Below are 13,909 nucleotides of genomic sequence, written 5' to 3' on the forward strand. Positions count from 1 at the left end.
GGGTGGCGCGGCTTCGCCGCGCCACCCGAAACCTGAAAAATAGCGAGTGCGGAGAGCAGGAAAAAGCTCCTCAAAAAATTTATCAATACAATTCAACACGGTTCAAAAGCTTAACAATTTCTTGAAAAATTTCCCAATAAAAAAGCCCTGAATGTTCTTCAGAGCTGTATCTTAATTTGTTATTTGATTATCTTTCGTCATCATTATCTTCATCATCAAAAACATCGTCATTGTAATCTTCTTCTTCCTCGTCATCAAAATTGTCGTCATCTTCATCTGCAAAGTTTCCGCTAACGTTGAAGTCATCTTCAAAGCTGAAATCATCATCCAGCAGTGGCATGGCCGATTTCTTTTTGGATCCTCCGGAGCCGCTTTTGCTTGGTGCTTTTAAAGGGACATTTCCGAATCGGTATACGGTAATCGGGTAATTTACACCTTTTGTTTCATCAATAATCTCGATGAGTTCGCAGAAAAATTCCCAAAGATCAAGAAGTCCGTACTGAAACTGAGCTTTATCACCTTTGTCTCCGAAAGCTTCATCGATGTAAACATCCGACATAATCTCTCCATCGCCGTCGTCACTCATATCTTCCAACGGAACACTTTTTACGATCGTTCCGTCTTCTTCCAGCAAATTAAAAGCTGAAAGCTCGTCTCCCTGCAAGCTGAACGCGCTTTTAATTCCTAAATGTAAGTTCCACAGCGTCTGTTTTCCTTTAACTTCGATATCCCGGAAAATATCTTCTTTCGCATCTAATATTACGCGGATTTTGTAAACCATCAGTTTAAAATTACTTTTTTGCCTTTGTTATTATGATAAATCTCTGTTGCAAATATAAAATAAATGAGATGTGACAAAAAAATATTTCAGGATTTTTTAAAATATTTTTTTTTCATACATTTTGCAAAAAATTATTTACTTTTTTCAAGCATAAAGCTGAATTTTGTTCCTTCAAGATAAACACTTTCTACGGTGATATTTTCATTGTGGGCCTCAAGAATATGCTTTACAATGGCCAGTCCTAATCCGGAACCTCCTTCCCTTCTGCTGCGGCTTGTCTCTACTCGGTAAAATCTTTCAAAAATCCTGGGAAGGCTTTCGGCTTTGATTCCCATTCCGTTGTCAATAACTTCTATGAGAACTTTATTTTTCAGGATGCTGGTCTTTACCACTACTTTGGCTTCCTGTCTGTTGGCGTAATGAATGGCATTGGAGATAAGATTGATAAATACCTGTGAGATTTTCTGTTTGTCTGCCTCCACAAAAATCTGCTGGTGCAGGGTCTGGATCTGCATGGTAGCATTGTGCTTTTCGGCTTCAAGATCAAGGAGGTCAAAAATTTCCCTGATGAGAAGGTTTACATCAAATTTTGAGATGGTAAGGTTTATTTCTCCTGCTTCCAGGCGGTTGATCATATCGAGATCGGTAACAATGGCTATAAGCCTTTCAACCGATTTATCAATTCTTTCTAAATATTTATCGCGGATGGTAAGATTGTCCACCCCGCCATCGCGAAGGGTTTCCACATATCCCTGAATGGAAAACAATGGCGTTTTAAGCTCATGAGATACGTTTCCGATGTATTCTTTACGATAGCTTTCCATTTCTTTCATCATATCAAGCTCTGTAACTTTCTGCTGATTAAGATCGGAAAAACGTTCTCCCAGTTCTTTAATGGTAATATTTTCTGCGTCGTTATGAACAATTTCCTGAGGCAAAAGCTGTGATAAACCGCGTACCTGCTTTTTACCATAATAATTGAACAGCAGCTCCAAAACAATATAGTTAATAATAAAGATTAGGACAAGGCAGATGAAAAGGCCTATCTTGAAGAAAGGGGTACTGTAATAGATATCTTTTAGTGAATCGAAAATGATTACTAAAAGAAACATCACCAATGTCAGAAGACAAGAGGCGACGAGGGTAAGTCTGTAAAATTTCAATTTTACAATTTTTATGGGTTGATGTAAAGGTAAGAAAATGAAACTGAGTATTAAACAATAAGTTTATACCCAATTCCTTTTAGTGTCTGAATCGTATTGATTCCTAATTTTTCTCTTAATCTTCTGATATGTACGTCAATCGTTCGTTCTCCTACGATCACGTCATTTCCCCAGACTTTTTCCAGGATTTCTTCTCTTTTGAATACTTTCTCCGTATTGGAGGCAAGTAGATAAAGAAGGTCAAACTCTTTTTTCGGAAGCAGAAACTGCTGTCCGCTTTTTGATACCCTGAAATTGTCTTTATCAATCACCAGATCACCGATTTCAATAAGTTTGGAATTGTCCGAAACCTGAGAAGTAAGCTGCAATAAAGCATTTACTTTGGAAATAAGGATTTTCGGTTTGATGAGTTTAACGATATAATCGTTGGCACCTGCCTGAAAACCTGCCAGCTGAGAGAACTCTTCGCTTCTTGCAGAAAGAAAAACGATGAGTGTTTTCTGAAGCTCCTTAATTTTACGAAGTTCCTGACATGTTTCGATACCATCTTTTTCCGGCATCATAACGTCCAACAGGATAAGATCGGGAACAATTTCTTTGGCTTTGTCGATACCTTCGTTACCATTTGTGGCTGTATAAATATCGTAGCCTTCCTTTTCCAGATTGTAAGACAGAATCTCTAAAATATCCAATTCATCGTCTATTAAGAGGATTTTCTTTTGGTTCATTTCTAATTTTTACGAGTCAAAGTTAATAATATTTTAATCACAGTTTAATAAAAGGGATATCGTTCACATAAAGTTAACAATTATATCCTTTTGTTAATGTTTAGTTAAGAAAAAATTAAATTTCCCTAAACCATAAACGAAGCAGATTCTTTATTTCTTTGCAGCGAAGTAATATAGTAAACGAAATGAATTTTAGAAAAGTAAGTATCGCAGTTTTGTTTTTAACAACATCAGGAACTGTACTTTACGCTCAGGACACTAAAAACGACACTGTAAAAAACGAGAAAAAAATCGAAGGTGTAGTGATTCAGGGCAACAGTAATAAGAAAACTGAAGCTGCTGTAATGATAGAGCAGAAAAAAGCAATCATTCAGAAACAGGCTGTAAGTGCTGAAGAAATTTCAAGAAAAGGAATTTCCAACATAGAACAAGGTCTTACGAAAGTTACGGGTATTACAACTGTAGAAGGACGTGGTCTTTTCGTACGTGGCCTTGAAGAACGTTATAACTATCTATTGATCAACGGGCTCGGATCTCCCTCTAACAATCCTTTTCAAAAAATCATTGCTTTAAAACAGTTTCCAACAGATGTTGTTGGTAAGCTAAATATCTATAAGACTTTTAACTCCAATCTTTACGGAGATTTTGCAGGGGCAACCTTCGACATTGAAACATTAACTATTGATAAACCGTTTAGTAAAATTGAGTTCAGCGTAGGAGTAAATACATTAAGTACATTCAGGGATAATTTTAAGGTAGCTGAAGGAGCAGATGGTATTGAGGGATATTTAGGGTTGAACTCAAGAAACAGAAGGCTGCCAAGTGAAGTAAGAGACTCCCGGCCTAATGGATATGTATTCTCAAAAGAGCAGTCTTTATCTTCCTTCAAAGATTCCTGGAATGTAGACAATATAAAACCAATGCCTAACACAGGTATAGGATTTACTACTGCACAAAAAATGAAAGCAGGTGAGACAGGCAATTTAAGCTTATTATTTTCCTTGAATCAATCGTCAAAATACTCTTATCGTGAAGGTGAAAATAATCAGTTCAGAGATAATGGTAAGCAGATTGAAGCTAGTAATCGTCTTAACAGAAAAATTTATGAGTACGAATTAGAATCATCTGTACTATTAGGTTTAGGATATAAAAATAAAGGTACTAATGTAAACCTGAATGCCATTTACCTTCAAAATTCAAATAATATTATTGAAGATAATATCGGGTATAAAAACTTTTCCAATCAGGATATTCGTTTTTTCAGAACAAACCAGCAGGATATTTCAAGATTTTTAGATTTGCAGCTAACGGCGTCTCAGAAAATAGGAGAAAGGCATCAATTTAAAGCAGGGGCAAGTTATGTTATGAATAATTATAGCCAGCCGGACCGAAAAATATTTGAACTTACCCTACCTGAAGATTTTAATAATGCTCTTATTTCTTACGGAGGAAACAGCTTTATCAGACAGTATCTGGATGTTGACGGCAGATTTTACGGATCAGCTTATGGGGAGTATTCAGTATTTTTGGGAGAAAAGGGAGAACGTAATGACTATCCACTACAATTAGCTGTAGGGTATAACGGTTTTTCAGATGTGAGAAAAACTTCTTATCGTTTTATTTTTGGAAATCCGGGTAGCGGAGGAAATTCCCAGGCATTTATTAATATAGACCGCCCTCAATCTGTTCTGGATGCCTCTATAAATAGCGGAAATCTATTCTACAATGAAGGTAGTGATGCATATCAGTACAGATCAAATATTTATCAGTTTGTAAATGCAGGATACGCCAATATAGATTACAAGCCTAATGACACATGGGATATTTTATTAGGAGGAAGATTTGAAAATGATATGAGAATAATCAGGTTTAATAACATTGGTGATTCTAATACTCAAAGTTTAACGCCTAACAAAAACTATTTTTTACCTTCCTTAGCAATTAAAAAAGCACTCAACTCTAAAAACAACTTAAGACTATCTTTAAGTAAAACTATTACAAGACCGGTTCTTATTGAAACTATGCCAATTGAATATATTAATCCCGACAATTCATCGGTTGTAGGTAATCGTAATCTTGAAAACAGTGAAAACTACAATATTGATCTTAAATGGGAATACTACCCAACGAATAAAGAGATGTTTGCTGTTAATTTATTTGCAAAAAGAATTGACAAAGCCATAGAAAGATCTATTGCAAACTCCGGAAATGCAAGTGGTATTGTCATTACATTCTATAATGCAATAAAAGCTGATATTGCGGGTATAGAATTAGAAGGAATTTTAAATTTAGGCAGATTTTCCGAAGCATTAGACCGATTTACTTTGGGAGCCAATGCCACTTTTATGTATTCTAACGTTGAAAGAAGTGAGCAACAGCTGGAACTTGAAAGACCAGACGGATTTACCAACGACCAGCTTAAGAAAAGAGGTTTGCAGGGAGCAGCTCCCTATACGATCAATGCAGATTTAAAATATGAATATAAAAATTCGCAAAACCTAAGCAAAACATTCTCGCTGGTATATAATGTTTCAGGATCTAAAATATTTGCAGTGGGATCTTCAGGATCACGTGAATACTATGAAAGACCGTTCCATCAGCTGGACTTTGTATATCAAAACCAACTTACCAAAAACTGGAACGTAAAAGTCGGCATTCAGAATATATTGAATTCTAAATACCGTATAGAACTTAATGACGAAAATTATTACCCTGTAAAAATTGATGACAACTACACTTTTGTCAACTATTTCAGAGGAACAACATTCAACCTTACCGTAGGATATACTTTTTAAATAACTTATAAAATAAAATCTTAATATAAAATGAAAAGAAATCTCTTAACCCTATTATCTTTAACACTACTTTTAAGCGTTTCTTCATGTACTATCGAAGTAAATGAGGACGGCGGTAATGGTACTGTCAATACTCCGGGAACTACTGCGGGAGTTCTACCAGACGGAGCAAAATTATCCGGTGAAATTACTTCTAATTTAACCATAAAAAAAGGTAATTATACACTAGAAGGTATTGTAAAAGTGGCAGACGGGGCAACTCTTACTATCGAAGCCGGAGCAACATTTACGGTGTCTACAAATGTGACATCAAGTTTAGTTGTTTTACAAGGTGGAAAAATAATTGCTTTAGGAACTGCTAATGAGCCTATCGTTTTCACAACTACAGCCAAAACTCCTGGTGGATGGGGTGGTATTACACTTTACGGAAGAGCTCCTATCAAAGCTGTAAATGGAAATGCTTCTGCAGTATCTGAAGATGGAAATGCAATTACATATGGTGGAAACGATGCTAACTTTAGCTCAGGTATCCTAAAATATGTAAGAGTAGAATATGCTGGTAAGAAAATCAGCGACGGAACTTCTGAAACAAATACTTTCACTTTCTATGCTGTTGGAGACGGTACTATCCTGGAAAACCTGGTAGCTTACAAAGGAACAGATGATGGATTTGAATTCTTTGGTGGAACTGTAAGTGCAAAAAATCTTGTAGCGTATGGTAATTATGATGATTCATTCGACTGGCAGGATGCATGGAGCGGACAAAATAATACAAACTGGTACGCTTTCCAGACTGTAACAGGTAACTTCGGAATGGAGATCGAGGCTTCTGCAAATGTTGACAATACGGCTCCTAAAATCTCTAACGTAACATTAATAAGAGACACCAACACCAATCCTGAAGTTGCAGGTTCTGTTGAAATTTCAGCAATCCAGTTCAAAAGACAGGGAACAGGTATTTTCTCTAATGTATATATCAGCGGATACAAAAACACAGGTGGTAAAAATGCTTATGCAGTTCTTATCCAGGATGATGCTACCAACACCAACCAGGTAAATGCAAATCCTACTAAAGTTTCTGTTTCTCCTATCAATTACGTAAATTCTGATAATGCAGGTGTTTGGGGATATGCGCAAACGAATGGCGGAAAAACATTTACAAACACAGCAACGGTTACAAAAGTTTCTTTAACTGCCGGAGCATGGGCTACCGTTGACGGAACAAATCTTTTATCAGCACTTCAATAATCAGTAATTAGTTATTCATATCAAATTAAAAAAACGGCATCGGAAATTTTTTCCGATGCCGTTTTGCATTTATTTACCAAATTCAGCATTTCTGCCGATCCGAATTATGGAAATACCGAGAAAAATGGTAATTTGGTCTTCTGAAAATAAAACAGCATTTAAAAACTCCATTAAGCATAATAACCTTACAATATTATGAGAAAAAACTATCTGAAGCTCTTCATTGCAGCTGCCGTCATTAGCTTTTCATCCGCTTTTATCCATTCATGTTCGGAAGATGAAGACACAGCCAGAATTGCAGTAGTGGGAATTGCACAGGATCCGGCAAATTTCAAAGGTGAAGTTACCGACGGGCAGGTAGTTACGCTTGACCCAACAAAAGTTTACGTGCTCAACGGTGCTGTACGCGTAAAATCCGGCGGCAAGCTTGTGATTCCGGCAGGAACAAGAATCGTCGCTACGGCAGGAGCAGAATCTTATATGATAATTGAACAGGGCGGACAGATCTATGCCAATGGAACGCCGGCTTCTCCGGTCACTTTCAATTCTTCCGCGGCAACGGCCGGAACATGGGGAGGCGTCATGATTTGTGGCAAAGCACCCATCAATACAGGATCAACGGCTACAACAGAAACAGGAAATGCTTCGTATGGCGGAACTGTCGCTACGGATAATTCAGGATCGTTAACGTATGTAAGAATTGAAAATGCGGGGATTACTTTTGCAGCTGATAAAAACTTCAACGGGCTGTCACTATATGGTGTGGGCAGCGATACGAAAGTTGAAAATATAGCTGTAGTAAATGGTGCAGAAGACGGCATCCAGATCTACGGCGGAACCGTAAGCCTTTCCAATATTATTTCTATAAATAACGGAGATGATGCGTTTGTCTGGACAGACGGATGGATAGGAACGGCTACCAATATATACACAAAAAGAAGAACCAGCGGTGCTGGAAATACAGGAATTAAAGGGATCAACAATGCTGTAAATGCTGACGCATCCCCAAGATCAAACCCAACCATTAAAAACGTTACGCTTCTCGGTGGTACGTCAGGAGAATCGCAGGCGGTGAGGCTCTATTCCGGGACGTATGCCAATTTTGAAAATGTAGTGCTTTCTGAATGGACAGACGGTTTCAGCCTTGAAAATAATTCCACCGTAGCCTATATCAACGGACAAAGCAAAATAACAGATGTATTTTTTGACACGACCGTTACGAACAAAATGACAGCAACCGCAACCGATGGTTCTGCTGTGACCATTCTTCCATCAACGTACAGCGAAAAACAAGATGCTACAGGTGCAGGAAACAAGCTTGCAAGTCCTGCGTGGGCGATTGGATGGTCTACCCTACAATAAAATCTATTTAAAATTACACCAACAACAGCACTTGATTTTCAGGTGCTGTTTTTTTTGAATGACCTTTCGGAACCGGTAGAATATGTCAGCGAACGTAATAAACCAGACCTTTAAAACATCTGTCCAAACCTAAAGTTTACCTCTTCGGATACGTGTAACGCATTGTTGCCGGGGTAATGAACGTTAAAATACAGGTTGAATAAGCTATCGGAACATGTAAAATATCCCAGCAGAAACCTCATAAATCCCTCCAGGCCTTTAAAATATAAAATCGGACATATAGTTTACCTCTACTTATTGGTATAACACTTCATTGCCGGGGTAATGAACATGATCCATGATGTGCAGAACGTCAAAATACAGGTTGAATAACCTATCGGGACACGTAAAATACCGCAGCAGACATATCATAAAACCCTCCGGATATTTAAAACATAAAACCGGAAATATAGTTTACCCCTACTTATTGGTATAGCACTTCATTGCCGGGGTAATGAACATGATCCATGATGTGCCGAACGTCAAAATACAGGTTGAATAACCTATCGGGACACGTAAAATACCGCAGCAGACATATCATAAAACCCTCCGGATATTTAAAACATAAAACAGGACTTATAATTTACCTCTCAGGATACATGTAACACCACATTGCCTGGTCAATTAACGTCAAAATATAGGTTGAATAACCTCTCGGAACCGGTAAAACATTTGTAAAATTTACAATTTCGGTATATGAAGAATGAAATAAAAAGGTGTGCTATAACAAGATAGAACTCCAAAGGAGTTCTGGTATTACAAGATGCTTATATTGATCTACAGAGATATTGCTCCTTTGGAGCAAATTAAATGATGACGTCAAGCAATATGCTGTACAATTATTACTAAAAAATGAAAAAGTCTTAATAAAGAGACTGTCCGAAATTTTATACAGCCTTCTGCTGATATTATGAATTTTTCATGTTATGATTTCAGATTAAATAAAAAGGATGAAGTTTACACCTCATCCTTTTTATTATTATTTCTTAAAATTTTCAAGTTCTTTTTTCAACCTTAAATTTTCCTCTTTTAACATTTCATTTTGCTCCTTTAACAAAGTTATATAATCATTTACATGTTCAGAAAAAGAATAATATTTGTTATAATTTCCAGAATTATCATTGAAAGTTGAATTCTCATTACTGACCAAGTTTCTTGAACTTTCTTTAATTTCTTCTACAGGAACTTCAAGTGCTGCTGCTATTTTCTCCCATTCATCATTAAAAATTTTCGTCTCTCCTCGTTCTTTACGAGAATAATTTGACGTATCTGTTGATAATATTTTTGCCATACTCTTCTGGGATATACCCTTTTGTTTTCTAATGCTTCTTAACTTTTCATATATCATCATATTGCTTTTTTACAAATATCTAAAAAATTGCGCAAATTGCACAAAATAATTACAAAAAAATCGCAAATATATCACATCAGTGTTACTAATTTTTTTTAGATATTTGGTAAATCAATATTGATAATGTTAAATGCTTTATGAAATACGTAATTCATAATAAGCAAGAAATTTATTAACTAAAAATTTTAAACTACGATGAAAAAACATTTTTTTTTATTTTTTGCCTTATTGGCTTTTAGTTTTCATTATTGTAATGACAATAACGTCTTTTATAAAAATGATTTAAAAGAAATTAAGACCAGTACTGTTATTATTCAAAAAGAATACAATAGTAAGGTTTATGATTTGAAAGTTACTGTGGGAGAAAGCTTACTAGGTAAATTATCTTCATTATCAATTGAGGTTTTGGGAAATGATAAATCTTTGGAAAAAGCTTTACTCGCTAACCGAGTAAAAATCAATCAAAATATTCAAAACATTATTTCAAACGCCAATACGGTAAGGACACTTGCCGTTGGGCCAGTTTCTACTGTTGGGAATTGTCTTTCAAGATGTACATCAACATGGCATTGCTATGATAAACCTACTGAAGCAGGTACAGCATTATGTGCTTTAGATTGTGCATTAGAATGTAGCGGCGCATAAATGAAAAAAAGTACTATACTATTTCTTTTCTTCCTATGTTTCTCATCTACTGTGGGATCACAATCATTGGTGGTACAATATGTTTATTCAAAACGAATAATGAAAGATAGTGCTAAAATAACTTCACAAAATACCTTTTTAAACATTAAAGAGAACACCTCTACATTTTTTAGTGAAGCACCTTATTTAGCTGATTCCATAATAGCATCAGATCAGAAACTTGGTAGAAAAGTAAATTTTAAAGCATTACCGGGGGATTTGCTAAGCTGTTATATCAAAAAAGATATATCATCTAAAAAAATCATTTACTATTCTGATGAATTTGATGAGCATGAATATAAGTATGAGGAGAATCCTGATTTTAAATGGGAAATTGCTAAAAAAGAAAATAAAAAAATTTTAGGGTTTAAGGTTTATGCAGCTTCCACAAATTATGCAGGAAGGAAGTATTATGCATATTTTACAACAGAACTACCCATTCAGGATGGACCATATAAATTTTGTGGTTTACCTGGTTTAATTCTCGAAATATTTGATGAAAGAAATGATCATCATTTTTTAGCAACCGGTATTTCAAAAGAAAATAAAATTTCTATTGATGATTATATTACTAAAAGAAAATATATTGAAACCTCAAAAGAAAAATTTATTGAAATGAGAAAGAACCATGCTGAAGCTCCTTTAAAAAGAATGTTTGAGATGATGAATAGTAACCAGATTTATGAAAAAAAAGATGCAAATGGTAATATTATTGACATTAGGAAAGTACTTGGTGAAACCCAAAAAAAAATGATCGAAGAATATAAAAAAGAAAACAAAATTGAACTTTAAATACAACTATTATGAAAAATAATTTTTTAATTGCATTTTTACTTTTACTATGCACGTTTGCTACAACTAAAGCAAATATTACTGACTTAATTAGAAATGATAAAGAATATTTCAGCTCGTTTAAGAAAAATGAACAGCCAAAAGATAAAAAATTCATTGCTCTTACCAAAAACTCTGAAGCTGCAGGTCATGCTTTTTATGTTATATACAAAGAAAATTCTCGCGGCGAAGGTTTTTATTTTAAAGTTGTATTAGATAAAAATGAAAAACCAATTGCAACTTATTATGCAAATGATGGAGATAAAAAAATTTCAGATTCTACAATAAAAAATCTTAAAAGTCTTTTATCCGGTCTAGACAAGGCTTTAGAAACTGTTAGTGAGACACATACTCAATGTGTGACGAAATGCCACAGAACTAATGGATGTTATGACAAGCCAACTTCAACAGGTGTTTTACTTTGTTCACTAGAATGCGGAATTCAGTGTGCATAATTTTAAACAAACCTCTTTCAAAATTTTTGAAAGAGGTTATTTGTTATTTAAGATATTCAAATTTTCTTACGGCTTCCAGCGTCATGTCAATTTCTTTATCTTTGATGGCATCACTGATAAAGTAGGTTTCATATCCGCTTGGCGAAAGATAAATACCGTTGGCAAGCATCTGGTGGAAGAAATTATTAAACAAGGCATGATTGGCTTCCTGTGCTTCATCAAAATTAGAAACACGGTTCGTATGGAAAAACACAGACATCATCGATCCTTTTCTGTTAATTTTATGAGGAATTCCTTTCTCATTTAAAATTTTTCCGATTTCAAAATCCAGTGTTTCGGTTGTTTTTGCCAGGCGGTTGAAAAATTCAGGATCATTTTTAATCAACTGAAGTGTTTTTAACCCGGCTCTCATCGCCAGAGGATTTCCGCTGAGTGTTCCTGCCTGATAAACACCCCCTTTAGGAGCCAGATGATCCATTATTTCGTTTCTTCCGGCAAAAGCACCTACCGGAAGTCCGCCCCCGATTACTTTTCCGTACGTTACCAGATCAGCTTTTACATTGAAAAGTTCCTGCGCTCCTCCGAAAGCAAGCCTGAAACCGGTCATCACCTCATCGAAAATCAACAACGCTCCGTTTTCATCACAAATCGTTCTTAGTTTCTGAAGAAATTCGTTTTCAGGAAGTACACAGCCCATATTTCCGGCTACAGGCTCAATAATTACCGCAGCAATCTCACCCTGATTATGCCTGAACAAATCCTCAACCTGCTCAAAATCATTATACCTTGCCAGCAACGTGTCTTTTGCCGTACCTGCCGTTACTCCCGGAGAATTCGGGTTTCCGAAAGTGGCAGCACCACTCCCCGCTTTTATTAAAAATGAATCTGAATGGCCGTGATAACAGCCTTCAAATTTTACAATTTTATCCCTTCCTGTAAAACCTCTTGCCAGGCGCACAGCACTCATGCAGGCTTCCGTTCCTGAAGAAACCATTCTGATCTGGTCTATATTCGGGACGTTTTCCACAATGAATTTAGCGATTTCGGTTTCCAGTTCTGTAGGTGCTCCGAAGGAAAACCCTTTTTCAGCCTGGATTTTTAATTCCTCCAAAACTTCGGGATGCGTATGGCCTAAAATAGCAGGCCCCCAGGAATTGATATAATCAATATACGTATGGTCATCGGCATCGGTAAGGTATGCACCTTTTGCAGATTTCATAAAAACCGGCACTCCTCCTACAGATTTGAATGCACGGACCGGCGAGTTTACCCCTCCGGGAATGTATTGGTACGCTTCATCGAATAAAGCTGAACTTCTTTGGTATTTCATATTCAGTAGTTGGCTGACAGTTGATAGCTGCCAGTTTAACAATCAACCAACAACCATCAACCATCAACGATTAATTTCTAGGTTTTCTGTCAATTAAATAAATCAATTGTCCGGCTGAAGGTTTTTGTCCTTCATCCATCCTGTTTTTAGCGTATAATTTATTTAATTTGATTCCGAATTTCTGGGCAATATCATGCATGTCTTCCCCTGCTTCGGCTTTATAGGTTGCGGTATTTCCGTCGGAATTTTTAGATTCAAGGAAAACAATATCGTTTTTGTGCAGCACATCACCTTCCAGCTCATTCCATTTTACCAGTTTGCTTTCGCTTATTTTAAATTTCTTCGCAATAAATTCCAGTTTGGTATCTTCAGGGATGACAATGTATTTCAGGCCGTCGTTCGGGTGGCTTTTAATGAGTATAGAATTAAGGACTTCGGCTCTGCTTTTGATTTTTTCCACTCTTTTCTGCTGTTGGGCATAGGAAGTCTGTTTGTAAGGCACTTCAACAATTACCGGCTGCTTCGGTTTTTTGGTGTACTTTTCTGTTTCCAGCTGTGCCATGAAGCTTCTGTCGTCTTTAAGATTCGGATACATTTTAAGAACAGCATAGAGAACTTCCTTCGAGTTGGTATTATCGAATTCATACAATCTGTATTTTTCAATTTTACCGATTAATATGGAAGCATAACGAGGGTTGGTAGCATATCCTGCTTTTTTAAGTCCGGTTGCCCACGCTTTGTAATCTTTCATATCAAGGTTAAAAAGATTGGCGTAGTATTTTCTTGTTGATAAAAATATGGAGTGGTCTTCATACGATTGACGGGGATCGTCATACACCCGGAAGCATTCATTGGGAGCGTCATCGGTGTGTTTCATGGTTTTTCCGGTCCAGTCTTCTTTACATTTGATTCCGAAATGATTTTTGCCCTCCTGTGCGAGCCGGCTTTGTCCGCCACCCGTTTCCAGAAGTCCCTGTGCAAGGGTGATAGAAGCGGGAATTTTGTATTTTTCCATTTCTTCTACGGCATATTTGGCGAATTTCTGGATGTATTGATCTTCAGTAGCCCAGTTCTGAGCTGAGAATTTTGATAAAATTAAAAGGCTTAGGAATAAGAAAAGTCTTTTCATCTTATAATTTTTT

Annotated in this window: 12 protein-coding genes; 6 read left to right on the forward strand and 6 right to left on the reverse strand. The window is 36.3% G+C overall.

What is annotated here, in order from left to right; genetic code table 11:
- Positions 1 to 187: 187 nt before the first annotated feature.
- The 3 genes from SOP96_RS03610 to SOP96_RS03620 form a co-directional block, all read right to left on the reverse strand.
- Positions 188 to 781 (reverse strand): IS1096 element passenger TnpR family protein, encoded by a 594-nt coding sequence (locus tag SOP96_RS03610; RefSeq protein WP_326319827.1) that lies wholly within the window; start codon positions 779 to 781, stop codon positions 188 to 190.
- A gap of 131 nt (positions 782 to 912) precedes the next feature.
- Positions 913 to 1,944 carry a sensor histidine kinase gene (locus SOP96_RS03615; protein WP_326319828.1) on the reverse strand — a complete coding sequence of 344 codons (1,032 nt, stop codon included), beginning with the start codon at positions 1,942 to 1,944 and terminating at the stop codon, positions 913 to 915.
- Between the two features lie 50 nt (positions 1,945 to 1,994).
- Positions 1,995 to 2,672, reverse strand: coding sequence for a response regulator transcription factor (locus SOP96_RS03620; protein ID WP_042719758.1), 678 nt, complete (start codon positions 2,670 to 2,672; stop codon positions 1,995 to 1,997).
- A gap of 185 nt (positions 2,673 to 2,857) precedes the next feature.
- Between SOP96_RS03620 and SOP96_RS03625 the strand changes: the two genes are divergently transcribed.
- From SOP96_RS03625 to SOP96_RS03635, 3 genes are all read left to right on the forward strand, one after another.
- Complete coding sequence (locus tag SOP96_RS03625) at positions 2,858 to 5,467, forward strand: TonB-dependent receptor plug domain-containing protein (protein WP_326319829.1); 2,610 nt, start codon at positions 2,858 to 2,860, stop codon at positions 5,465 to 5,467.
- Positions 5,468 to 5,497: 30 nt separating this feature from the next.
- Positions 5,498 to 6,715, forward strand: a complete 1,218-nt coding sequence (locus SOP96_RS03630; protein WP_326319830.1) for a hypothetical protein — start codon at positions 5,498 to 5,500, stop codon at positions 6,713 to 6,715.
- Positions 6,716 to 6,910: 195 nt separating this feature from the next.
- The gene (locus SOP96_RS03635; protein ID WP_326319831.1) at positions 6,911 to 8,077 is read left to right on the forward strand and encodes a hypothetical protein; all 1,167 of its coding nucleotides are present in this window, start codon (positions 6,911 to 6,913) and stop codon (positions 8,075 to 8,077) included.
- A 1,018-nt stretch (positions 8,078 to 9,095) separates the two neighbouring features.
- Here SOP96_RS03635 and SOP96_RS03640 read toward each other — a convergent pair.
- The gene (locus SOP96_RS03640) at positions 9,096 to 9,467 is read right to left on the reverse strand and encodes a helix-turn-helix domain-containing protein (protein ID WP_326319832.1); all 372 of its coding nucleotides are present in this window, start codon (positions 9,465 to 9,467) and stop codon (positions 9,096 to 9,098) included.
- Positions 9,468 to 9,662: 195 nt separating this feature from the next.
- On the opposite strand from SOP96_RS03640, the gene SOP96_RS03645 reads away from it, so the two are divergent.
- Genes SOP96_RS03645 through SOP96_RS03655 form a run of 3 tightly spaced genes read left to right on the forward strand, consistent with a single transcriptional unit; the run spans position 9,663 to position 11,437 of the window.
- Complete coding sequence (locus tag SOP96_RS03645; protein ID WP_326319833.1) at positions 9,663 to 10,112, forward strand: hypothetical protein; 450 nt, start codon at positions 9,663 to 9,665, stop codon at positions 10,110 to 10,112.
- Positions 10,113 to 10,943, forward strand: coding sequence for a GLPGLI family protein (locus SOP96_RS03650; protein WP_326319834.1), 831 nt, complete (start codon positions 10,113 to 10,115; stop codon positions 10,941 to 10,943).
- Positions 10,944 to 10,954: 11 nt separating this feature from the next.
- A complete protein-coding gene (locus SOP96_RS03655; protein ID WP_326319835.1) occupies positions 10,955 to 11,437 on the forward strand; it encodes a hypothetical protein in 483 nt (160 codons plus the stop codon).
- A gap of 43 nt (positions 11,438 to 11,480) precedes the next feature.
- On the opposite strand, the gene hemL is transcribed toward SOP96_RS03655, so the two are convergent.
- Both hemL and SOP96_RS03665 read right to left on the reverse strand, forming a co-directional pair.
- A complete protein-coding gene (gene hemL / locus SOP96_RS03660; protein ID WP_326319836.1) occupies positions 11,481 to 12,767 on the reverse strand; it encodes a glutamate-1-semialdehyde 2,1-aminomutase in 1,287 nt (428 codons plus the stop codon).
- 70 nt (positions 12,768 to 12,837) lie between these two features.
- Positions 12,838 to 13,896 (reverse strand): glucosaminidase domain-containing protein, encoded by a 1,059-nt coding sequence (locus SOP96_RS03665; protein WP_326319837.1) that lies wholly within the window; start codon positions 13,894 to 13,896, stop codon positions 12,838 to 12,840.
- Between the last annotated feature and the right edge of the window lie 13 nt (positions 13,897 to 13,909).

It is taken from the genome of Chryseobacterium salviniae (assembly GCF_035819015.1).
Taxonomy (GTDB): Bacteria; Bacteroidota; Bacteroidia; order Flavobacteriales; family Weeksellaceae; genus Chryseobacterium; species Chryseobacterium salviniae.